This window comes from Moritella sp. F3 (genome assembly GCF_015082335.1).
Taxonomy (GTDB): domain Bacteria; phylum Pseudomonadota; class Gammaproteobacteria; order Enterobacterales; family Moritellaceae; genus Moritella.
Window position 1 is genome coordinate 208,458 of sequence record NZ_BLRL01000006.1, and the last position, 21,840, is coordinate 230,297.

Consider the following 21,840-nt stretch of genomic DNA (forward strand, 5'->3'; position numbering starts at 1 on the left):
TTCCGTGATAATGGTTATTGAAATCCAACCCATGAAGCTACCGCAAAGCTAAAAGTGGCTATCAGCCAACTTTTAAGCTCTGCTGGGTACACATTTTGGACCATAAATCTAGCTCGCACAGAAAAACCGAATCCCATTACAGCCCAAAACCAAAACCAGTCAGTCATAAAATAAATATCTATGCTAAATGGTAAAAGTAATAAGCTAGATAATAAAAACCATCCAGATAAGCTAAATATGAAATTGATTTTCATAACACTTACAGGTTGTTCTCTAGCTTTAAATGGACTGTCTGCTTTCAGCTTATGCAAGAATGACTTATAAAAACAAGTCACAGAACATAAAAGTAAAAGAATAACTATTAGCATGGTTAAATTCATATTTATATTTTCCGCTAATGTTTATGTAATTCGATTGGTTGAACTGAAACTGTGCCAATGTCGCAATGAAATTCAATTTCCTTGCCTTGATGTTGAGCAACTGCGCAAATAATTCTAGCCATGCAGGACAATGCTTCTTCAGTGCCTAGCTCGATAATTGCCTTAGCCATTTGCTCGCAGAATTTGCCATTATCTTTCATAAATACTTTCCGTTGATTTAATTGCCTAACTTACTAAACAAAAAAATGGGTTAGGCCCACGTAACTCATGGCAATAGTGCAAATACCTAATCCACCCTGTTGACCACGACGAATTAATCCAAAAAATATACAGGTCGCTACGCTGAAAATTTTAAAGAACAGATCAACTGCAATATCACCATTATCATTAAACGCCCCTGGAACACTTTCAGCGCTAAGCGGTATTGGTGCAATCCAAAAGAAAATTACAAGTATTGAAAAAACAATAGGAATCATAAATAAGGCAACGAAGGCCATTTTGAAATCCTCTGGCATTTGTTTAAAGTAACTTCTTGTTTGTGTAATCACATACATATGTTAATTTCCGATATATTACGATTTATTTAATAGCACTGAATTAACGATGCTTTCAGCTTTATCAAAATGGCAACCATCATAGTGATCTTTATGTTCATTTATATAGCTGTTTCTACTCGCTTTAAGGTAGCCCCTACACCAATCTGTTCTTTCTGTTCCCTCTGTATTTTCGGTGTATGGGCAAGAGTCGAAACATCCCATAAAATCATTAAACCCCAAACGTTCAGCATGACTTGAAAAAACAATCGTATTAAACTGAATTAAATCTAAAGAATTTAAGATTTCAGTCTTGTTACCATTTTCACAAGGGTATACAACATCAATGTGTTTCTTAATAACTTCTATTGCATCAACAAAACGCTTATCATTATTATCATCATAATTTTCAATCACATGGTGCATTTTCACAGTCCTTAAATAATAATTATGTAAGTAGAAACAATTTTCCGATAAGTTTAAGCATCTTTTACAGTCGCAGCATTTTTACTAGCAACCAGGAGAATACCAATGACAATAAACAGGTACATAACAACCTGTAAAAAAGAGAATGAACCATCTTCATTCTCAAGGTTATAAAACCCCAGTTCTTTTAACAAAATTATATTAGCGATCAGAGTGAGAATGCACACACCTGCCTTAAATTTATTTATCATTTACTGTCCTAAATTCCGTGATGTTATTTAATGATCTTAAAAGTAGCTCTACGTTGTTCGGCAAGCTCCGTTGAATCCATACGAGCTTTAGCTACTTTACCTACTAATACCTCGTTAGAATCTGTAATTATAAAGCCCTTGCTTGCCAAGTAATCCAAGCTATTCCTAAGTTCATTGTTCGTTAAACCTATTGATGGTACATAATAGTGAGCAGAATAACCTTGAGCTGCAATTTCATCTAAATGCTTGTTGTATGCATAATCGTCTGCTTTCTGTTTTCTGTTTGCAGTCAGCTTTCGGTAAGCCATTTTAGCTAAATCCCAAACCATGATCCCAATCATCGCATAGATAGCAGCTTGCATAATTTCATTCATTTTCGAATTTTCCGTGGTTAACAATCAGGCCGTAATTATTCAGCCGACTGGCGTAATATTTTGGTTAGATGGTCAATTATAATGCCTTGCTCGTCACTTCTTAACTTTTCAGGTGCTTGCCCTTCAATAGCTGAATACAGCCGTTCATCGGGAGTTACATTCACTAGCATTAAGCGAAGTACTTCAGCTACTTGCTCTGAGTTAAGGTTGTATGTTTCAATCTGATCTTGCAATTCAGTCATCATATAATGTGCGGCACCAGCAACATCATCAAGAGCGATATCATCTTTGAGCACCTTACGGCTAACCTGCTCACTAATTTCTAAATGGTTTGGTAATTTATTATTTCTTAACATAATATTTTCCGATAATCTTTTGCTATTCGCTTAGATGTAATTCAAATGGCGGTTTTAACTGATTTACTTTCTCTCCTGTTATCGAGCTTTCCATAACAGATGAAGCAACAATTATTTTCTGTTCAGGTAGATCACCTTCTACTGAATCACAAACTTTTTTAATGGGTTTTAAAATGATTTCAGAAAGAGTTAATGAAGTTGCCTCAACTAAATAACCACACCCATTTTCGGATTTGAATAATGCAGAGCGTGGTTCGTCACCAATCCTAATGAGAATTGCATTTAGAAGGGTTGCACTTGTGGAGGATTCAGTTTCATTTGCCATTGTTGGCATAGCTAAAAACGCCAGTAAAATAATCAATTTTTTCATAAATCTCTAGAATCCGTCAAAGTTGGCCGTTAAAAATATAAAAAATAAACAAACAAATACATGATGAAAAAAATGATACTTTAGATATGATGAATGCTCTTTTGGCCGAATCATAATCAGGTGTAGACGAAAAATGGTATATTTCGGTTTCACTAATCTCTCCATCACCTACCACTTCCCTTTGGGTGTTACTACTAGCTCTAAAGGTTGTTTTGTACCGTGTATTATTTTCAGACAAGGTTTTGAGTGAAAAACTAACCATAAACCACAAGACAATTTCAACTAACTTTATATCTTGTAACATTGTGATATAGGCATTCACGGTGGCATCAATACCTGCAGTTATAATTACTTTGATTGTTCCCATAAAAAGAACAAGGATTACAATACCAAACATTATTTCCCCTTTTTCGATAATTACTACATGTAGTGTTAGTGATAATTTCCGTTAATTAGTTAACTATCAGTTCCACAAGACCTGATTCCAAGACATACCTCGATCATCAATGCCTGACCAAAGTTTAACCCCGATAAATCTTCGTCACTGAACAGGGTTGATAATCTAACATTCGAAGCTACTAAATCCCGATAATGCTTTTCGTTAACTGGTTGCACTACTAAAATTAAAAAGCTTAATGCGGCCAATAAAAATGCTATCTTCATTCTAAATCCCCATCAATGTGAAAACTAATTTCCGTTATTTTCCATGTAGTGGGTCTGCGCCCTCAAAAACTCCCATTGGTGCCTCGGGCCACTCTTCACGGCACGCGTCGAAGTTGCCTTCATTCCAGCATCTAAGAAAATCTAATCCGCAATCAGTTTCCAGTGCAAACTGAATTGCAGCAGTTGAAGCATCATTGTTATTAGAAAGGGCGTAAACCGCAGCCTGGGCATCTTGCTCAGTATTAGCGAAATTAATTGACAGTACATAGTTTTCAGCAGAAATCGGTACACTAAAAGCCATTTGCGCCACAATGCCTGAAAGAGCAGGATCAGCACTCATATCCTTAATTAAGCTGTCGATGTGCTGTTTTACTGCGTTAGAATCAAATTCAATTTTAGGTGTTGAACTATCCATGCGATCTATTGCCTGGTTAAGTGCATGTTCTAATTTCATATTTACAGCCATTATTGTTCCTTAATATTTAAATTTACGTTTAATCGTGATCAAAACCAAGATCATCATCAGATTTAGAGTCGTGATCTTCAAATTCATCAAAAAACCAACCCAACCCTATGCTTTCGTAATGCTCTGACTTTGTGGGCCAAAAACCCTTATCATTAAATTTATCAATTGCCAGTCTAAAAATCTGAAACTCATTCAGACCATTTGTTTCCTTTGAATTCATAAAAATAGGTTTAGGAACAGATCTACCAACCGCAACCCGCACAGGACAATCGGGATCAATAGTGTTATAAGAAACCGAGTGAGTTTGACCTTCAAGAAGTATTGTATTTCTAGCGATCTCTTTTTTTATTAACTGCTGTTCCATACAAATTACTTCTGTGTACTTTCCGTGATAGTTAGTGATTATTTCACTTGCTATGTCTGCTTGGGTGATTACGACTACTTTCAATATACGCTGCAATCCAAGACCAGATAGTTACAACTCCAAATATTAATAGAAGTGATCCAAAAACAGCAACAGCTCTCATAATTGATATTTCAATTGATGTAGATTGTTCATTTCGAAGGGTTATACAGCCCATCATAAGAACCCCGATAATTAAAGATGATAACCCCAATGTAGGTAAGTTAGTCATATGAAACTTTTTCATTACTCGTCCTTTTTTTATTAATCCTTTAGTGAATACTTTCCGAGGTTAAAAGTGATAACGTAATTTGAAGTCAGCAATACGCTGTAACTGAGTATCAAAACCTTTTTCTTGGCTAAATGCATCAGTTAGATCGTTAAGTGTATTTAGGCATTCACTGCTATTAGCAATGCGTGTTATTTCACCGTCCGTTTGCTTCAAGCAATTTGCGTTAATTTGCATCTCAAGCAAAGCGTCAAGAATAGATTTGCTAGCTGATATTGCACTATTGTTGACAGTTTCGTTTGCCATTAAAGGCATTGTTAAAAAAGCTAGAATAAAAATTATTTTTCTCATGACTTTCCCTTATTGTCATAAATTCCGCTTAACTTGTAATGATTAAAACAATACCAATAAAAGCTATAATAATTGATGTGATCAGTGCATTTTTTTTGGGTGTACTTACAATGTCAAATTCTTTCCATTCCCAACGCTTATCATCAAAAAGATCAAACTTAACACCGGCCAGTATTAAAGCGGCCACAACTAAAGTAAATAACCCGAATACATGTTTTATTGTGGACATATTTTCTATAATATTTTGTGCCATTTTTTAAATTCCGATAAGATTAATGTTTGTGGCCGACACTGATAGCCGTAAATTTAATTCAGATATAATAGCCAAGCTTTATCCTCAATCTGATCTTGAATTTCATTTTCCTTATATTGATCAGAATTGCTGTCAGTTATGCCTACCAAATCATTCCAGCCTTTCCACTCACCAGATATGCGGAATATAAACTCAGGATGCTTTGGCAGATCACCATTGAACTCCTGACCTGAAGAACGCCAGTTATTTAACGTTTCTTGAACTTTGTTATCTTCTTTAGACATTTTCGCCATAATTTTATTTTCCGAGTTAATGAGGTGTGCGTAATGAGGTCACTACATACTGATTACCATTTGATGACTCTGTCACTTCTAGCTTGTGGCCTTTTGACGTTTCAAGAACAGCTCTTTCACCTTCGAAATTGCCGAGTTTATAATGAATACGACTTGATAAAGTAACACCAACAATACCCTGTTCCCAATCATCAATATGTTCTATCTCGTTAAGAGGCTTTGGTGTCACAACCAATTCTGGATAAACACATGTTGCAACATTCGGAGATATAGAATTAATAATCATTGCAGATTTCAGAGACTCAGCGGTAATGGGCTCTATTCGTTGCTCAACCTGCATTTGTAGGCACTGCTCTTCTGTGAAATTTTGAGCGTTAACAGAAAAAGCGCTTGCTGTAATTAAACCTAAAATAAGTGTTTTATTCATATTTAACTTTATTCCTTTAAGTTGTTGAATTTAGCACTGTGGCTATTCTTAAAATGTAACTTTCCGTGATAGTTAGTGATTATTTCACTTGCTATGTCTGCTTGGGTGATTACGACTACTTTCAATATACGCTGCAATCCAAGACCAGATAGTTACAACTCCAAATATTAATAGAAGTGATCCAAAAACAGCAACAGCTCTCATAATTGATATTTCAATTGATGTAGATTGTTCATTTCGAAGGGTTATACAGCCCATCATAAGAACCCCGATAATTAAAGATGATAACCCCAATGTAGGTAAGTTAGTCATATGAAACTTTTTCATTACTCGTCCTTTTTTTATTAATCCTTTAGTGAATACTTTCCGATGTTTAGTTGCTTTGATCAATTGCGGACAACAAAGCTTCGATTTCTGTCACTGTTTCAGCAACGTAATACTCTGTTTGCATTTTGTAAATTCTATCGTCATCACCAAGAAAGCCATTAATAACCGCTTTTAATCGAATATGACTGCCTTGCATCATATGGTTATTAAACCCCTCTACAGCTTCAATGCGAAGGGGATCTAACAGAACGGGGCCAATTGGCCTGTTTGTAATATCTTAAATTCTATTTAATCTAATAAGCATAATTTTATTTTCCGATGTTTATTGAGCGTCTTTTTCTTTATGCTTACTTTCAACCTTTTCACCAAGGTGTAAACCTGAAAAAATAACCATACCTAAAAAAAAGAATGAAGCATTCATACTAGAACCAAAAAGAGCATCGACAGCGATCAACGCTGCAAATAAAAGTGCGAACACTCCGTAAACAGTCTGCTTTGTTTTCATTTAACTATATCCATTTTGGTGAGAATTTCCGTTAAGTTTCGGTGAATTTACTTATTTCATTGCGTTTACTCTGATATACATCTACCGACGTACAAACTGGCAATATCAAGGTGGTAGCGGCTTCTCCAAAATAGCCTTTACCAATTTCAGCAAATTGCTCTAACTCGTAATCAGAAAATGATTTATTCGTATCATCATAACTTTGCTCATAAACAACAAAAGGGATAGCGTAGGGTTGGGCGCAGTTTTCATAATTGGAGTTAATGGCCTTAGCTACATCCATAAATTCAACGTCTGGTGACACGCAATCCATCACTATTGGTCTAACCCGAGATGAGCATGTATCTATTTGTCCACCGCCATGAGCATGATATTTACTTGCCAAATCTGAGAAGAATCCTTGTAAAGGCAACTTCGGATCGAAGACTTCACCCGCACCAAGACAGACATTGCTAAGGTATAGTGATGCTGATTCGGACCAATAGTCTAATTCGATACCCAGCGAATATATTTCAATAGCCAACATTGTTAACGATTCTCGCGTATAAGGTCCTCTCGGATCTACGGCGGGGGCGTTGCTATATTGTGGGTCAGCATCATCTTCTATAACTAGATTAAACAGGTAGCTGCCATGACATGTTTGATTGAATGATTTAGTCATCTTTTCTATTATCCGTTCAGTGAATACATGTCCAATTTAAACATTTCTTTAAATGCTTATTTTGAGGGAAGTATTTGGCACGATAAGTGAAGTTTTGGTACGTTGTAGAATACGGAGTCTCTAGGTGACATAGAACTACAACAATGTCTTCTCCAATTAGGCTGGCTTCTACGAAGTTTTCACGACTAATCGTTGCAAGTGGTGTAAGCCCATCATTCGAAACGATTACGTGTAAGTTTGTGTGTTTTTGACCAAGCATTTTTTGTCCTTTGATTAAATCAGTAACTTTTACATGACTCAATCTTAGCACATCAGTGATGTGCTGCAAATGGTTTTCTATCCAGTTTTTCTCAATCGCTCCCCAGGAGTCAATTGAATAACTTTTATTGGTAGTTCCTCCACTATCAACACACTCTATATCCAAGTCTCCTAGAGCCTTGATGACAGCTTGTAATGTTCGTTTAGGCATGCCAGTAACGTTTTCTAGCAAAGAAGGTGTATTAACCCCTCCGTCAATTAGGTAAGCGACTAAAAGCCTGCGGTAATAACTCGTTTTCGTTTTACTATGTTCTTCAATCATTAAAATGCCTGTTTTGCTATATCGCCCATGCTAACGGGATCAGTTGTTAATAGCTTCAATGTGGTTTCGAGTGTTTTATTGCCAAGCAGTGCGTGTATGTGGGCAACATCAAAGCCCTTTCGTCTCAATGTTACTGCAAACGTTCTACGTCCAGAAAGTATTGAAGCGTTCTCAATGCCTGCCTGTTTCATTAAATGCTTGATATGACGATTGAGGGCGTCACAGGAATATGAAATGTTACCTTTTGTGGTTATCTTTTTCGTGATCGAGAAACATTTATTTTGATAAGAAATAAATAAATGTTCATCGGGATCAAGACCAAGGTATTTATCTGGGTCAGGACCCAAACCAATCTTATTTTTTAGCCGCCATTTTAGGTAGTTAGTAGTTAACTCTCGCAAAAGTTTACTCTCAAAATAAAATGTATGATCAGAACCTCTAATTTTGAACTCAGAGTTAAACCTACCTGATTTGTGTAAGATATCTTTTAAATGCATACGGTTTATCTGAATAGTTGTGCAAGCAGAACCAAAGAAAAAAGCAAGCAAACAAACGTCGCGCTCCGCTTGGGTGCTCAACTCTTTAGTCACTTTGAACAGCCAGTCGCGCTGACTTTTTTCGATTAAAGGCGGTAACGCCATTGTAAGTATACTCGAATATAAACTGAATATAACAACAGTAGCATAAAAAATAAGTTACTGATATTAAATGAACGTGACTTCTGTAGGACTTATTAATAATGGTTTTCACGGAAAGCAGGGTAGGGAAGACATGTAAAGTTACGCCAGGGAAGTTAAAGTGAATAGCGGTCATGGGGTTTGATTGTACAGCCACCAGCAGTAAATTTAATTCAGATTGCTGGTGGCTGTTGTAAGCTAGCAGAAAAAAGCCCTTGTGTTGGTATCAACATACTGGCTTTTATCGCCTGTGAAAGCCACTGAAATGTAATCCTACACTTCAGCGTTACGAGTAGCAATTTAAGAGAATTAGTGCGTTATATTTGTAATAACGCATGAATATAGGGGATGGCTTCCTTTAAGTTATAAGGAACATACCACCAAGTGCTATCCTTACTTGATAAGCCATCTGGTTTAGAGATCGATATGAGTGTTTCATTTTTATGCATAATCTCCACTTGTCTCAAAGTGTTTTTCCCATATTCGTTGCCATAACTAAATAATATAGAAATAACAACTCCAGTATTTGGTATCGTGAAACTCACTTCGCCATAAAAAATGATGTACTCTTCAAACTCTTCAGTAGAAATTTCTATCACTTTAAGTATGATGTCATCATAAGCATTATTTCCATAAGTTCGATCTGAAAGCCCTTTTACGGATTCTTTAATATCTTGTGAATACCTGTCTTCTGTTTCACCTGTGATAGAGCTTTCTAAAGCATAAAGTAGTTTTTGTTTTATTAAGTGATCGGCAATATATTTCCTGTCGAGATTTAACCGCCACTTATGCTCTTTAAGTAGTTTTTCTGGGAAATCTGAGCAATAAAAATCACCTACATAGTGACTTCCCCTTTCAGCCATGCCAAAAGCCACGCCTGAAAATAACACTTCTAACGACCATATAGAGGCGTTATCATGTTCATCACCTAAATACTGGCAACCAAGTTTGTTACCATATTCTTCGAGGGTCATACCGTTAATGGTGACAGATGTAAAACTGTCCTCTAATGGTTCAAGTGCATCATCCCGCTCATCTCTAATAAATATAAATTCCACCTGAATATCTAAATCCAAAAAAGAGACATACATTAAGACATTGTATTGATATAAATGATCAAACTTATCAACTTCGCAGTTGTAACCTTGGTAGCTAATTTTAAACTCTTCAGGGGATATGGCACGTAATCGCTTTGCTAGGTCATTTGCGTGTTGATCAACAAGTTCATCATCGCCATTGCTAGCACTACTGCCATAATTCTTAATGAATTTTCCGTACATTTCCGCTCTAGCACCAAACTCATCATCCTTGACAAGGTGATTTCCATTCATTAAGTGAGCAATTTGACTATGATTTTTACCATACAGGGTATTCGCTAAATAGTTCTCTGCACGTCTTCTATCTAAAGGCGCTTTATCTTTAAACTGAGAAGATAGGCCACCTAGTTGTTCGATCATAGCCGAGTGCTGGTTGCTTTTATTTTCTTTGGTTAATTGGTGGCACAACATCGAGAGTAAATCTGACGTAGTCAGTGCGTCTTGCAGGCGAGCAGTCGCCGCATTGAACTGTTTTTTTGATAGCATGGCGCGTATCTTCCTTAAATTAAGTTATCGGAATATAGTGTCAAAAACTGATTCTCTCCTTAGAGCCTGACAACCGAATAAATTAAGGCTGATAGCATAATAAGGTTTTCATGTATTACTGAGTCGTACTTGGCCGAACGCAAAAAGCGCGAGAGAGGCAACGGCAACGACAACCGATAAGTAAGCATAAACCTGTCCATCAGATGACGCAAATAAAATCTTAAAAGTAGCAAGGTATCATTTAAGTGACAATAGGTGGATGTGAGATCTAAATTTGCAATTTGCTGGTGGCCTTTATTTTGTAACTGGAGTGTATTACCGATACCGTGTACCGGCCTTAAGTGAAAATTTAGTGCCGATGTAAGATTAAATGCCTTTTCCGTTCTTTTAAATCATTAGTCTGCAGATCACGGAAAGCAGATTTTACAGTTCTGCAAATTGATACAGGTATTCGTGGTGGCTATGCTATATTTATGATAATTATTGAGATCACAAAGGAATATGTATGGACTTTTTTGACTTGGAAATGCAAAAGAAGATTGCTGAAAAAGATTTATCTAAAGGCGACTCAATTTGGCCGACTTGTATAGTGCAACTACCAAATGGGCAAAAGCAGGCATTAAGTTTCCCGTTTCAAAATAACGAGGAAAAAGCATATAATTTATTAAAATTACGTCGCTACATTCAAAGAGTTCACGCTGATAGTTACATGTTGGTATTAGAGGTTTGGGTATCGGCAGAGCAAATTCCAACGATGACAGAAAATCGACAAGAAGAGGTTTTATTTGCCGTTCACGACGGGAATGAAGAGACACATTACAATTGGCCTATTACACGTAATGATGACGGCACAGGAATGCTAACAGAGCCAAGAGATAACGATATGGCGAATGCACAAGGTTCATTTGCTGATTTATTTGATATTACTGTGTTTGAACAATTGAATACTACTCAAAAACGTAAACTCGATAAAGTTATTGATAAGATGATGAAAACATATCATTAAACGTTAAGGGGGAGGGCGCGGCAAGAGCAGCCGCTAATTAATTTCCATGTCGCAAAGTAACTGCATAGCTAAGTTCACGCTCCAATTTGGTTCGCTTTTAGGGTAAGAATCGAAGTTTCTTATTAATGATAAATGCGAACATTCATCCTTACAGAGTTCTTCTTGTTCTTCGTGATAATAAGAATTGAGTGATTCGAATGAAACGATAGTAAACCACTTTTTTGAATCATCGACATATAACCTTACTTTATCTTGCTTCATAGAGTCTTGTGATAACTGAACCAGTACATTTGCAATGCATGGGACCTCGTTATTTAACCAGGCTGGATACTCTGAATTATGCATTCTAACTCCTGTAATAAACTTAATTTATACGAATTAAGTATGGCACAAATAATTAAGTGTTAATTATGAAAGCCACACACAATCCCGCTATTTTACCCATTCCGATATTTCCTTCAATGTACGCGCATTACCTGTAAACGAAGTGCAGTTTGAGCGAGTTGCTAATTTAGGATGCTTATTTACCCATTCTTTAAGAGCTATATGGCAAGGGCTATCGACAAACGCATCCGTAAAAGAATGGTAATGATAGTCATCTTTCTTCACAAGCGGAACGCCAAAACAGGCCGCAAAGTCAACTATCTCAGCTTCATTCAATTTTGAAAGGTCGACGACATTTTCATCATCATATCGACAAAGATGGTAGCCGACCCTATTGCGGGAAGTCCCCATCCTACAAGCATTTTCATCTAAATATTTCAGCGTTGCATTGCTAATTTCTGCTCGACCAGTAGCACCGGATCTGAGTATTTTAGGTTTTTTCTCGGAGATCATTACCCCTCGGTAGCCAAATTCTGCAATAAATGTCCTGTTCCCAACCGTTTTGCTGTAAATCAGATCTCTACTCATATCAATTCCTTGTGTTGATCATTAACAGAGAGTATAGCCATTATCGGCACATTCACCGTTTCCGTAATCTCTGGCCAGCAGCTCACTGAAAACGAATAAAGATGCTAAGTATTTTGTATAGCCATTTGTATCTACGTAAAAAAGGCCTCCATCTGCATAATTTGTAGCTGGTGGCCTTTTTCTAATAAAAACATTTATACGAGTCAATGTCTGATATTATTACTATTATCAAAAGGTGAATTAAGATTTGTATTGATATGCAAATGACTTTCTCGGTTCTGTACCGCAGCAGCAAGAGATTTCACCACAAGACTGACGATAACACCCAAAAATACTCAATTTCGTTTTTTGTGTTTTTGAATAATATAGCGGCAAATAAACACTCTAAGGCGAAAATGAAATATATAAATCAGAATAGATCTACCGATCTAAATTCACTACTAAGTGAAATAAAAGCGATTCTAGGCATAAAGTTATCTCGCGCTAAAGAACGACACGCAACAGCTATGGGCTTGAATAGTTACAACCATCTTATTGGGAAAATCAAAAGGGAGGGTGAGGTAAGCACTGAACTAAGCTCTTACATTGATTTAGCTAAAAATCAAATGTTCTCGGTCCATGATGTGTCGCTAACCGAAGAACAGATCATATCGCTTACAATTGTACTTGGAAAACATTCAAGAGCAGCACCTACCCAGGGGGCTGAACCTACATTTATGGATTACTTGAAGTTCAGCCTATTCAATTCAGCACAATCCAATCCGTATCTTTTGTTTACATTTTCCCAGCTAAACTTAATTGAGAATGAGGCAACACATAACAAGTGGATCACCGACTACATAGACACCGGTAATATTGATCCCAAGCTTATAGCATCAATCAAGGTTGCAATAAAAACGCTTCGTAAAGCGATGGTGAAATCTCTATTATCAGGTGGATATGACTCACGCTATGCCGCTGTAAGCGAACTTAAGGATTACCGCGCTGCGACAACTAAGAGTGGTGAAAACCATCTTATTAATACTTACTACTTCCCCATCACTACCATAGCAAATGCTCATGATCCAATCTCAATTTGCGTAACTAAAAAGGGACTTTGCGATGCAGCTAAAATCAGCAGCGACCTGCCTATGTCTACGTGCTCTAAAGCGACAGACCTCAGAGATCTATTTTTTAATTCGGTTATACCTCAAGAGTTCTATTTTGAAGAATACGAATCGATAAGCGAGCACTCAGGCCCACACTTATTCTTAGATAATAATGCTGATTTGTTTACAGATGACGATGCAGATGAAAGTGAGGAAGAAGTCGTATTTTGGTGTGAACTTTTAAAGCCTCAAGCTAGTCATCCAAGTGTGAATCTATTTCATTCTAATTTTCACAATGTCGAATACGATATAAATATAATAAACAACACTCCAACTAAATATGAACAACTCCTTATTCCCAAAAGTGTATTTAACGAATTTGACTTTGACCTTTTCGTAACACTGAACAATGATAAGTCTTACAATCTTGAACGAGCACCTTTCAATTGCCATGAGTTCACATTGGAAGAAGATTTCTGCGACAGAGACTATGTAAATGTTAGTGTGATACCTATTACGACAGTAGGGTACGCTTTAAGTAAAGACCAACTTAGTGCAATTCAAGAATATTTAAATAAATCAATCCAATCACCGTGTAAGAAAGACTATTATAGCGTTGTTTCAGAAGCATTAGTGTCACCGACTCACTCATCAGACAATGAAAGTTGTAGCACATCATCGAGCATTTATAATAAATCACTCGCCAAGTTACTCCATGATAATCCGGACATCTCAATAAGCATTGCTAATAATAAAAATGCACTTTACTACACCGTATCATCGGCAAGCTTAAAGTCAGATTATGGTTGCGAGTACAGCCCTATATCAACCACAGAATATGGATTAACTAATTACGACTTCGATCATAACGAGTTTGCACAATTAGCTCTCATTACACCTTTATTTAACGAACTTAGGGCACAAAATGAGTCAATTAAAGCCATGGACTGCTACTACGACAACTTAAGGAAGAAAGAGATTATTATCGCTGGTGATCATGCTCCTTTCCACTTTGAGACTACAGCCCACGCATCTTCTTTTGAAGAGTTGATGGCGGCGATAAGAATAGAGCAGTGCAATAATATCTATTTGATTATAGAAGATAGGGAAAGTAGTGATGATGCCATTTATCTAGTTGGATTCAATCATAGCGGTGAGCAGGTTTTCAATCTAACTTACTTCTTTCTACTTCAATTTATGTTTGGACTGGAAAATTACCACCTGGGTAAGTTTATAGAAGATGTTCGAGAGTTGATTGAGGGAGGTCTATTCTGTTATGAAGACGAGATCACTAGCTATGCATTGAGTGAAATTTTAGAAAATGGAGAGGATGATGACTTAATCACTCAGGAAACTCATGGGCTCGATATGTTTATGAACGAAACTGAATTCGTAAATGAGTATTTTTCTAGCTACAAGAATAACGAACCATGCCATGACGCTATCATTTTAAGCGTGGAGGGCGAGTGTAATGGGGACGTATTAAATATACTCAAGAATCAAGTTAGATTTAGCAAGATTGGACTTAATTGTGAAACCGAGATCGAGCAAATATACCAAATAACACCACTTCCAGTCAGCGATTCAATTCCTTCTGAAATAGAAAAGGGCACAAATCTTTTCGTTGGTAAGTATGTCGGTACAACTCGTTATGCTGATATTGCAATAAGAGCAAAAAATTTCATCACTGAAGAACTGCTACCAGAAAAAGAGGGTGATGTTTTCAAGATTACAACCTACCGAGGTAGCGGCGTTTCAAGTCACGTAACTCTTACTGGTGTTTGTGGAAGTCGTAAGTAGCCGAGTGTAGTGGTTTACTAGCCACTACAGTAAGTCTTAAGTAATCAAGGGAATTAAACATGATCACAGACGAAAATAGTAAATCACTTCCTTCAATAGAACTTGAAATATTGCATGAAGAAGCAGACGAAGCAAATTCTCTTGTGGATGAAGCTTCGATACTATTCAAAGCGATGTTTGAAAGCAAAAATCTTGAGAAAAATAAAGACGATCACGTTCTACTTCTTAAAAGGTTGTTGGATTTCGAGGGAAATTTAATAAATGTTCCAATTCTAAATTATTTATTTGCCACCATAGCCCGAGTATGTCTGAATAGTCATGATTATAAAAATGCAATTAAATACGCACAAGCTGGCATTGAAGTAAATCTCAAGCAAAGTGACGCTCAAGGGGTTCGAGTGAACAACGTTGTTATATTGGACACTGCTTGCATGATGGGGGCACACAAAGAAGCCATAAAATTATTTGATAAAAGCCCCAATATAGCGGATGAAAGCGTTAAGAATATGCTGCAAAATATGCCATCTGATAGTGATGCAGATGCGATTTTTCAGAAAATGTTAAAAAGTACCAAAAGGCCTAAAAGCCTAGTTCTTTGTTTGAACGAGCAATTGTGGCATGAAGAAAAGCCACTAAAGACACTAATGCGAATGATGGATATCTCTAGGAGTGAGGCCCTTAAATATAAGGCGGCAGCAGATAACCTCGCAGATAGTAATTACGAACCAGAATAAGTAACCTTAGTATGGCCACTACTTACTATATTGCTGGTGGCCTTTCTTTCCCTACATTAGACCTGTCATGTCAGTATAAATACCGTTTCCGTTCCTTTAAATCACTAGCGCAGATCACGAAAAACTGGGAGTGGCAGGCGTAAAAAACCGGATATCAATACGGCCTTTGTTCTGGTGGTACTTTGTGAGTGAGTAATTATAAATGTGGGATTGAAAAAGAGGCACTATACCTGGCTATCTTCTTATCAAGTCTAGGAGCTAACCATTTTTTAAAATCTAGGCGAAGTTCTATTTCACGGACGTCATGAGTTGAGTAAACAGTGCGTCCGTTTTGTTCGTAAGGCTTTAGCCATTTTGTAATTGCTGCTGCTGTCCATAGTCTCTTGTTTTTCAAATTAGAGGCTGTTTGCCATTTTAAGCCCCAAAGGTCGGGAATTAAGAAATCAGGGCAGGTAATTAGTTTTTTTTCCAACCTTGGAGCTAACCACTTTTGGAAGTCTTGATGTTGTTCAGCCTCAATTACTTTTTCCACGGCATAAAATTTGTATTTACCATCTGTTTTTGCCTTTCCTAGAAAGCGCTTGATTGCCCCATCAGTCCATAAACGTTCATTCTTCAAACGCCAAACAGTTTGCCAATCAGCCAACCATTTAAACCTAGCTATTTCTCGCTGTTTCTGTCGAAGCTCGCTAAAATCCTGTTTTTCTTTTGTTGAGTAAACTAACTGCTTATATCCAATCCACTGTGGCATAAAGGCTCCGATTATGCGTAATGATTTCTGATAATGGCAGCTCCATAGCAAGCCATTCTTCACATAATGAGTTTAGCATCAGGACAACACAATAGCGCTTGCTGATTGTTAACCCAAAATACCGTTTCCGGTGTTTGGCGGAAAATACTCACTTATTTTGTTTATACGGCCACCACCGGTGAAATTAATTAAGACTGCTGGTGGCGGTTACTAGGCTAACTACTCAATGACTGCGCTAGCTGCGTTAATTCACATACCAGTTGAATGACGTTTTCCTGTTTTTGTAACGATAAATTGAAGAATTCTGATACTAGAATTGATACTAGAATTGATTGTACTGTAATAATGTTTTTCATCATGTTTTATTTAATGTTACATATTAATAACCGGCATATGCAAATTTAATATTGATTATTTTTAATTAACTGCATGTCCACCGTTTCCGTTGGTTCGGCCATTACATGAAGAGATCACGGAACCAGGGTAGGGAAGAGTTGAGTAGTTCGATGTGAAAAGCATACGACTTGTAATCAGACGTAGGGACACTAATAACAGATGTCGGAGGATATTTAAGATTTACCACTAAGTGAATAACTGGCTGACTGTTTTCATTGGTATGAACATTCTTACTCGACCATTAATTTCGCAAAGAACGTCGAAACCATATTTAGCGTAAAATGACTCAGCTTGTTCAGTTAAACAATCAACAACGATGGCATAAGCTCTCATGTGAGAGTTAATTTCCCAAAGGTACTCTAACGCTTTAATTAAGCTAACTTTGCCTAACCCACTCCCATGAAATTCTTTATGGACGGCAAGTTGAGCCAAAAGAAAAACAGGAACCGGATAACGTGGTAACTTTTTAGCCATTGCTTGTGGCAATGTATCACGACTAATTGAACTTGGCGCGATACTATAAAAGGAACAGATAGGATATTTTTTATTTGGTAATGGCGCTGAAGCAGGTAAGACCATAGTGCGGCTAATACCGGCTTGCATATGTTTGGCTGCTTGAGTTTGGATAAAGTCATTTAGCTCTTTTTCGCCACAATCAAATGATGCTCTGTCATGTTGTGATTTATCCAGTTCCTTGAAAGTCTTTAAATAACTCAATTGAACTCACCATTTTGAGTAAATGCAGCAGCTTCAAGTAATGCTTTATTCGGGGCTTTAGCTTCATTACAAGCAGCCATAAATTGGTCAAATACATTCGCTTCAACGGTAATACTTTCATGCTCAGAAACTACTTTGGTTGAATCTTCGTCCATTAAACGAACGACGTATTCAGTTAAACTTTTCAAACCAAGTAAAGCAGATGCTTTCTCAGCCTTAGCTTTGATTTCTTCATCCAAACGGATATCAAGTCTTGATGTAGCCATAAAACCTCCAATTGTACGGAGTAATTCCGTAAATTATTTGATTATAGTTTTTAAACAACTAAAGATCAACTTGTACGGAACTATTACGGATTTAATCTATACCTTGCGAATGTAATATCTGTTTTTAATGCGATTAATTTTAATTAACTCTATTTCCACCATTTCCGAACATTCCCTGCTTAGTCGGGGATTTTTCTTTGGAATATCATTAAACGCTCCTTGCAATTGTCGTGTACACGACTATAATGTCTGTATATTCAAAACAAAGGAAACCACACAGATGATCACTAAAACCAATAAATTTAAACTTGAGCTATTCAACGTACCAAAAGACACTATTCAGTCAAATCTAACTATTCAAAACTCAGACATTTTGGAGTGGAAGTTAGATAAAATCACCCGAATTAACGATTCAGATGTGGCGATTATGTTGGTAACAATGAAAGAGTTTGTAGACACTGATCACATAGATGGTGAAGTTGGGATATCTGCCAACAATCATGAGGTGATGGGTACTGACTTGTACATTTATGAGCTTGAGGGTACACCTATGAGCCTAAGTAACGAAGAAGACCAGACCGCACAATCTGAGGGTTGGGCACTCTTCGATGCAGATGGCGAGATTCAACTTCAAAAAATTGATGAAATGGAAACTTTCGCAAAGGATGAAGACGCTCATGAGTTTGTCAAAACAGCAGCAGAAAAAAGCTCTAAGCTCCACTTAAAGGTGAAAGATATACTTCGCTTTCATAGTAGCAAAGAGTTCGATATTGTTTTTGGCTAAACACAACTAAACCCCGAAAATTATCGGGGTTTTCTTTTGCCTGTTATTCAAGTTTAGATCACTTGAGAACATTCCTCTGTCGCTAGGACGTACAGGTGACTACAACGGTTTTAGTCGCAATTATACTTGCAACGCAATACTATGGGATTACAATAGTTAGATGTTAAGTGTTTTGTTATTAAGGTGAAGCGATGCCAGTTGAGCGAATATTGTCCGAGGCCGACATAAAAAAAGTGATTAAGGCGAACAGCAAGCCACCTTTTGCGGTTAGAAATAAAGCTCTTGTGTTGGTATCAACGTACTGGCTTTTATCCCCTGTAGAAGCCAGTACGTTGCGTCTTGAAGATGTAATGGATAGAGATGGTCAGTTTTATCGCATTTGGGTACTACCCGATCATGTTGCGCAAAATGGTCAAGCAAGAGAAATTAGAACGTCTGATCATATAGCCAAATTAATGCAAGCCTATATGGATTGGTGGATTGCTAACGGGCTGTATGAATCGGGCAAAAAAGCGTATCAAGGCAGAGATCCGAAAGCTCCTTTTATCCTAAACGATAATTATCAGAAGTACGCTTTATCAAAGCGTGAAAAGGATAGCGCAGGAGTGCTACCAGTAGCGTTAAACAAGAAGTTGAACTCACTGCTTGATAACTCTGGAATTAAGGGCTGTAGCGCAAGCTCGTTTCGTGATAGCGGCATTAAAATGTTTTACGATAATGGTGCAAGATATAATGATTTAAGAGATTTTACGGGCATCAAAACCAAGAAAAGCTTGGATGGTAAAATCAGACCACATGAAGCTGAACTTGAATCTGTAATGAATAATCTTTTTAAAAATATATAGATGTAGGTAAGTAAAAAATGACAGAACAAAAAGAGAAGCTATCCAAAGATGTTTCGTACAACAAAAAGCGTGAGCCATTGTTTCGTGTTGAGATCAGCACTGCCGATACTGCTGAAGATGGTGAAGAAATGAGACAGATGAAAACGGCTATTGTGAATAAATCAGGTTCAGCCAAAAAAGGTGTGATTGATATGTATCGGTTTGCCAAAGAAAACGGTTTTTTTAACAAAGAGGAATAGAATGTGGCTTTTGCGATTGGAAAAATTAAGGATGGTCTCGCTATCGGATGGGACAGTGTTATTTCTGAAGATAAGGCTATTAAAGAGGCTTATGAACGTTCAATGTTAAGTCATGACGTTCATTGCATTATGGTCGGTGAATCTGAGAAAGACGAAAATGTTGACGTTAAGTTCATTGTCATTGGTGGTTCGTTTTATCGCTCACATGAACTTTAGCCAAGTAAGGAATTAAGTGATACTCAATCTCAACATTCAGATTTTCTCGAGAGAATGTTAGAGTTCCCTTTGTTAGAGTTCCCTTTGTTACCGTTTCCGTCGGTTCGGCCACTGCATGAAACTAACACGGAAACCATAGGATTGCAGATAGGGGCTAGTTAGATGATGACATAGGGGGCATTATCGACTTCGGCATGAATTGTTTTATTGCGTATTGCTAATGGTTCAAAGCGTTGTTGATGATAACGTTTGATAGTGCTTATAACTTCTTTCTTATTTGTGATTATCCATTGTTTTATATTGGATATTTCAGGATCATTAACTTGAATGTGTGTAAAGTTTCCTTCCCACCACATCCATTCTGACAGCGCTTGAAGTATATTTTCTTTTTTAAACAAGTTATTGATCTGTTCCTTTTCTCTTTTTAAATCAAAAAATTCACCTGATAATTCATCTTTATCAAGTTGCGTATCAATAGGCGTTAAACGGCTAATTTTAAACAGCGTAATTTCTTTTTGTAAGTTATGTGTCAATGTTAAATGGGTAGATAAATACAACCAAACATCAACATCTTCCATTAAAGCTTGTTCTGGCTCAAACTTATTTTTTTTAACATCACACCACTGATTATATTTTATCTCTAAGGCTTCATAATTGTCTTCAATATCGATGTATTTATCCATTTCAATAATCGAGGTAAAAAGAACATCAGATCTCTGTAAGATTACAGCTCTAATGGAATAACGCTCACGATTACTAATTTTACCTATATCAGCTTTTCTGAATCTCAATAGAGCTTCAAGAGAGAAGGTCGCCACAACTCTAAATTCATTATGCAACTTGAACCATTCATCATGTTCAATACAGGGAAAATCAGCAACTTGTTTTGATGTTAGTCTCGCATTATCAATTTTGATTATATTCAAACTACAATTTTTTATAATGACACTCATGATTCCACCATGTAACCGCACCTAAATAGATACTAAAAAGTATAGTTACCCTGAGTATTTGAACTTAATTCAAGTGATGCTCAACATTACCACCGTTTCCATATAAGGTCACAGACCTGCCGATCTCGGAAAGCAGGGTAGGGAAGACAGATAAGGTTACGCGTAGGAAAGTTAAAGTGAATAGCGGTCATTATCAGAGAGGGGGTTTGATTGTACAGCCACCAGCAGTAAATTTAATTCAGATTGCTGATGGCGGTTGCAGGGCTAACTACTCAATGACTGCGCTAGCTGCGTTAACTCACTAACCAGTTGAATAAAGTTCTCCTGTTTTTCTAACGATAAATTGAAGAATTTTGATACTAGAATTGATACTAGAATTGATACTAGAATTGACAATATAATTGATAATAATGCAGTAAGATTTTTCATCATTTTAATTTAATGTTACATATTTATAACCGCCATATACAAATTAAATATGATTTTTTTTAATTAACTGCGTTTACGCCATTTACAGCGAAGCGTATACGGGAGCCGTTTGCCACTTAAAGGCAGGAAACTTAAATACTAATTTCAAAACAATTCGACAGCGTGATCGATGATATGACGGAAGAGTTTATCCTTCGAATGACAAAGACCATTGCCGATCTCGTGACCTTGAAGCGTTAGTTTACAAAGCCGGAGATCAAGGGGGTATCATAGGTGAATTGAGAAATATTGGCGAGTTTGAATTTGTCGAATCCAACAATTAACTATTAGGAACAACGAAATAATTCCTATCTGAACAATTAATATTGGGCTCCGCAATTATTTTTTCATGGCGGCTATTTACTTTTAAATAACTTGTCTTTCATCAAAATAAAAATGACACTAAAAACAAGAAATGTAAGCATACTCATCAGATTAAAGCCTAAAATGTTTAGATAACTCCATTCTGAAATAAAGCCTCGTAACCGAAGGACAAACACTATAATTGTATTAGAAACAGGACGCACATAATGTACGCCTTGTTTCTATTAACAGTT

Annotated in this window: 38 protein-coding genes; 8 read left to right on the plus strand and 30 right to left on the minus strand. The window is 36.8% G+C overall.

Annotated features, from left to right (window positions below; translation table 11 throughout):
* Positions 1-14 precede the first annotated feature (14 nt).
* The 24 genes from JFU56_RS12700 to JFU56_RS12815 form a co-directional block, all read right to left on the minus strand.
* Positions 15-380: a hypothetical protein gene (locus JFU56_RS12700; RefSeq protein ID WP_198437669.1), complete on the minus strand. Its 366-nt coding sequence runs from the start codon at positions 378-380 to the stop codon at positions 15-17.
* A 14-nt stretch (positions 381-394) separates the two neighbouring features.
* A complete protein-coding gene (locus JFU56_RS12705; protein WP_198437670.1) occupies positions 395-580 on the minus strand; it encodes a hypothetical protein in 186 nt (61 codons plus the stop codon).
* Between the two features lie 33 nt (positions 581-613).
* Complete coding sequence (locus JFU56_RS12710; RefSeq protein WP_198437671.1) at positions 614-877, minus strand: hypothetical protein; 264 nt, start codon at positions 875-877, stop codon at positions 614-616.
* A 75-nt stretch (positions 878-952) separates the two neighbouring features.
* A complete protein-coding gene (locus JFU56_RS12715; RefSeq protein ID WP_198437672.1) occupies positions 953-1,339 on the minus strand; it encodes a hypothetical protein in 387 nt (128 codons plus the stop codon).
* Between the two features lie 53 nt (positions 1,340-1,392).
* A complete protein-coding gene (locus JFU56_RS12720; RefSeq protein ID WP_198437673.1) occupies positions 1,393-1,590 on the minus strand; it encodes a hypothetical protein in 198 nt (65 codons plus the stop codon).
* A gap of 23 nt (positions 1,591-1,613) precedes the next feature.
* Positions 1,614-1,964, minus strand: a complete 351-nt coding sequence (locus JFU56_RS12725; protein WP_198437674.1) for a hypothetical protein — start codon at positions 1,962-1,964, stop codon at positions 1,614-1,616.
* 35 nt (positions 1,965-1,999) lie between these two features.
* Entirely contained in the window at positions 2,000-2,320 is a 321-nt protein-coding gene (locus JFU56_RS12730; protein ID WP_198437675.1) for a hypothetical protein, read from the minus strand.
* A gap of 22 nt (positions 2,321-2,342) precedes the next feature.
* Positions 2,343-2,690, minus strand: coding sequence for a hypothetical protein (locus tag JFU56_RS12735; protein ID WP_198437676.1), 348 nt, complete (start codon positions 2,688-2,690; stop codon positions 2,343-2,345).
* 16 nt (positions 2,691-2,706) lie between these two features.
* Positions 2,707-3,087, minus strand: coding sequence for a hypothetical protein (locus JFU56_RS12740; protein ID WP_198437677.1), 381 nt, complete (start codon positions 3,085-3,087; stop codon positions 2,707-2,709).
* Between the two features lie 59 nt (positions 3,088-3,146).
* Positions 3,147-3,353 carry a hypothetical protein gene (locus JFU56_RS12745; RefSeq protein ID WP_198437678.1) on the minus strand — a complete coding sequence of 69 codons (207 nt, stop codon included), beginning with the start codon at positions 3,351-3,353 and terminating at the stop codon, positions 3,147-3,149.
* Between the two features lie 34 nt (positions 3,354-3,387).
* Positions 3,388-3,819: a hypothetical protein gene (locus JFU56_RS12750; RefSeq protein ID WP_198437679.1), complete on the minus strand. Its 432-nt coding sequence runs from the start codon at positions 3,817-3,819 to the stop codon at positions 3,388-3,390.
* Between the two features lie 28 nt (positions 3,820-3,847).
* The gene (locus tag JFU56_RS12755) at positions 3,848-4,183 is read right to left on the minus strand and encodes a hypothetical protein (protein ID WP_198437680.1); all 336 of its coding nucleotides are present in this window, start codon (positions 4,181-4,183) and stop codon (positions 3,848-3,850) included.
* A gap of 43 nt (positions 4,184-4,226) precedes the next feature.
* Positions 4,227-4,469, minus strand: a complete 243-nt coding sequence (locus JFU56_RS12760) for an OST5 family protein (protein ID WP_198437681.1) — start codon at positions 4,467-4,469, stop codon at positions 4,227-4,229.
* 45 nt (positions 4,470-4,514) lie between these two features.
* Positions 4,515-4,802, minus strand: coding sequence for a hypothetical protein (locus JFU56_RS12765; RefSeq protein ID WP_198437682.1), 288 nt, complete (start codon positions 4,800-4,802; stop codon positions 4,515-4,517).
* Between the two features lie 28 nt (positions 4,803-4,830).
* Positions 4,831-5,055 carry a hypothetical protein gene (locus JFU56_RS12770; protein WP_198437683.1) on the minus strand — a complete coding sequence of 75 codons (225 nt, stop codon included), beginning with the start codon at positions 5,053-5,055 and terminating at the stop codon, positions 4,831-4,833.
* 53 nt (positions 5,056-5,108) lie between these two features.
* Positions 5,109-5,339 carry a hypothetical protein gene (locus tag JFU56_RS12775; protein ID WP_198437684.1) on the minus strand — a complete coding sequence of 77 codons (231 nt, stop codon included), beginning with the start codon at positions 5,337-5,339 and terminating at the stop codon, positions 5,109-5,111.
* A 25-nt stretch (positions 5,340-5,364) separates the two neighbouring features.
* Positions 5,365-5,775: a hypothetical protein gene (locus JFU56_RS12780; RefSeq protein ID WP_198437685.1), complete on the minus strand. Its 411-nt coding sequence runs from the start codon at positions 5,773-5,775 to the stop codon at positions 5,365-5,367.
* 84 nt (positions 5,776-5,859) lie between these two features.
* Entirely contained in the window at positions 5,860-6,102 is a 243-nt protein-coding gene (locus tag JFU56_RS12785; RefSeq protein ID WP_198437681.1) for an OST5 family protein, read from the minus strand.
* Positions 6,103-6,148: 46 nt separating this feature from the next.
* Entirely contained in the window at positions 6,149-6,301 is a 153-nt protein-coding gene (locus JFU56_RS12790) for a hypothetical protein (protein WP_198437686.1), read from the minus strand.
* 123 nt (positions 6,302-6,424) lie between these two features.
* Positions 6,425-6,607 carry a hypothetical protein gene (locus tag JFU56_RS12795; RefSeq protein ID WP_198437687.1) on the minus strand — a complete coding sequence of 61 codons (183 nt, stop codon included), beginning with the start codon at positions 6,605-6,607 and terminating at the stop codon, positions 6,425-6,427.
* Positions 6,608-6,638: 31 nt separating this feature from the next.
* Positions 6,639-7,268 (minus strand): hypothetical protein, encoded by a 630-nt coding sequence (locus tag JFU56_RS12800; protein WP_198437688.1) that lies wholly within the window; start codon positions 7,266-7,268, stop codon positions 6,639-6,641.
* Positions 7,269-7,284: 16 nt separating this feature from the next.
* Positions 7,285-7,848 (minus strand): helix-turn-helix domain-containing protein, encoded by a 564-nt coding sequence (locus JFU56_RS12805; RefSeq protein WP_198437689.1) that lies wholly within the window; start codon positions 7,846-7,848, stop codon positions 7,285-7,287.
* Positions 7,848-8,489, minus strand: a complete 642-nt coding sequence (locus JFU56_RS12810; RefSeq protein ID WP_198437690.1) for a hypothetical protein — start codon at positions 8,487-8,489, stop codon at positions 7,848-7,850. Before JFU56_RS12810 ends, JFU56_RS12805 begins: the two co-directional genes overlap by 1 nt.
* 353 nt (positions 8,490-8,842) lie before the next feature.
* Positions 8,843-10,108 carry a hypothetical protein gene (locus JFU56_RS12815; protein ID WP_198437691.1) on the minus strand — a complete coding sequence of 422 codons (1,266 nt, stop codon included), beginning with the start codon at positions 10,106-10,108 and terminating at the stop codon, positions 8,843-8,845.
* A gap of 505 nt (positions 10,109-10,613) precedes the next feature.
* Between JFU56_RS12815 and JFU56_RS12820 the strand changes: the two genes are divergently transcribed.
* Positions 10,614-11,114 (plus strand): hypothetical protein, encoded by a 501-nt coding sequence (locus tag JFU56_RS12820; protein ID WP_198437692.1) that lies wholly within the window; start codon positions 10,614-10,616, stop codon positions 11,112-11,114.
* 33 nt (positions 11,115-11,147) lie between these two features.
* On the opposite strand, the gene JFU56_RS12825 is transcribed toward JFU56_RS12820, so the two are convergent.
* Together JFU56_RS12825 and JFU56_RS12830 are read right to left on the minus strand one after the other, a co-directional pair.
* A complete protein-coding gene (locus JFU56_RS12825; protein WP_198437693.1) occupies positions 11,148-11,459 on the minus strand; it encodes a hypothetical protein in 312 nt (103 codons plus the stop codon).
* A gap of 87 nt (positions 11,460-11,546) precedes the next feature.
* Positions 11,547-12,026, minus strand: a complete 480-nt coding sequence (locus tag JFU56_RS12830) for a hypothetical protein (protein WP_198437694.1) — start codon at positions 12,024-12,026, stop codon at positions 11,547-11,549.
* A 395-nt stretch (positions 12,027-12,421) separates the two neighbouring features.
* Here JFU56_RS12830 and JFU56_RS12835 point away from each other — a divergent pair, with 395 nt between their 5' ends.
* Genes JFU56_RS12835 through JFU56_RS23170 form a run of 3 tightly spaced genes read left to right on the plus strand, consistent with a single transcriptional unit; the run spans position 12,422 to position 15,791 of the window.
* Positions 12,422-14,914, plus strand: coding sequence for a hypothetical protein (locus JFU56_RS12835; protein ID WP_198437695.1), 2,493 nt, complete (start codon positions 12,422-12,424; stop codon positions 14,912-14,914).
* Between the two features lie 59 nt (positions 14,915-14,973).
* Positions 14,974-15,648 (plus strand): hypothetical protein, encoded by a 675-nt coding sequence (locus JFU56_RS12840; RefSeq protein ID WP_198437696.1) that lies wholly within the window; start codon positions 14,974-14,976, stop codon positions 15,646-15,648.
* Between the two features lie 11 nt (positions 15,649-15,659).
* The gene (locus tag JFU56_RS23170; RefSeq protein ID WP_256432184.1) at positions 15,660-15,791 is read left to right on the plus strand and encodes a hypothetical protein; all 132 of its coding nucleotides are present in this window, start codon (positions 15,660-15,662) and stop codon (positions 15,789-15,791) included.
* 53 nt (positions 15,792-15,844) lie between these two features.
* On the opposite strand, the gene JFU56_RS12845 is transcribed toward JFU56_RS23170, so the two are convergent.
* From JFU56_RS12845 to JFU56_RS12855, 3 genes are all read right to left on the minus strand, one after another.
* Complete coding sequence (locus JFU56_RS12845; RefSeq protein ID WP_198437697.1) at positions 15,845-16,399, minus strand: hypothetical protein; 555 nt, start codon at positions 16,397-16,399, stop codon at positions 15,845-15,847.
* Between the two features lie 582 nt (positions 16,400-16,981).
* On the minus strand, positions 16,982-17,512 hold the full coding sequence (locus JFU56_RS12850) for a GNAT family N-acetyltransferase (protein ID WP_198437698.1): 531 nt from the start codon (positions 17,510-17,512) through the stop codon (positions 16,982-16,984).
* Positions 17,509-17,778 carry a DUF1778 domain-containing protein gene (locus tag JFU56_RS12855; protein ID WP_198437699.1) on the minus strand — a complete coding sequence of 90 codons (270 nt, stop codon included), beginning with the start codon at positions 17,776-17,778 and terminating at the stop codon, positions 17,509-17,511. The genes JFU56_RS12850 and JFU56_RS12855 overlap by 4 nt, the downstream gene beginning before the upstream one ends.
* A 280-nt stretch (positions 17,779-18,058) precedes the next feature.
* On the opposite strand from JFU56_RS12855, the gene JFU56_RS12860 reads away from it, so the two are divergent.
* The 4 genes from JFU56_RS12860 to JFU56_RS12875 all read left to right on the plus strand — a co-directional run bounded on the left by JFU56_RS12860 (position 18,059) and on the right by JFU56_RS12875 (position 19,862).
* Complete coding sequence (locus JFU56_RS12860) at positions 18,059-18,562, plus strand: hypothetical protein (protein WP_198437700.1); 504 nt, start codon at positions 18,059-18,061, stop codon at positions 18,560-18,562.
* 191 nt (positions 18,563-18,753) lie between these two features.
* Entirely contained in the window at positions 18,754-19,407 is a 654-nt protein-coding gene (locus JFU56_RS12865) for a site-specific integrase (RefSeq protein ID WP_198437701.1), read from the plus strand.
* A 17-nt stretch (positions 19,408-19,424) separates the two neighbouring features.
* Positions 19,425-19,646, plus strand: coding sequence for a hypothetical protein (locus JFU56_RS12870; protein WP_198437702.1), 222 nt, complete (start codon positions 19,425-19,427; stop codon positions 19,644-19,646).
* 3 nt (positions 19,647-19,649) lie between these two features.
* Positions 19,650-19,862: a hypothetical protein gene (locus JFU56_RS12875; RefSeq protein ID WP_198437703.1), complete on the plus strand. Its 213-nt coding sequence runs from the start codon at positions 19,650-19,652 to the stop codon at positions 19,860-19,862.
* A 158-nt stretch (positions 19,863-20,020) separates the two neighbouring features.
* Here the strand turns inward: JFU56_RS12875 and JFU56_RS12880 are convergent, their stop codons facing one another.
* Positions 20,021-20,815: a hypothetical protein gene (locus tag JFU56_RS12880; protein WP_198437704.1), complete on the minus strand. Its 795-nt coding sequence runs from the start codon at positions 20,813-20,815 to the stop codon at positions 20,021-20,023.
* Positions 20,816-21,840 lie beyond the last annotated feature (1,025 nt).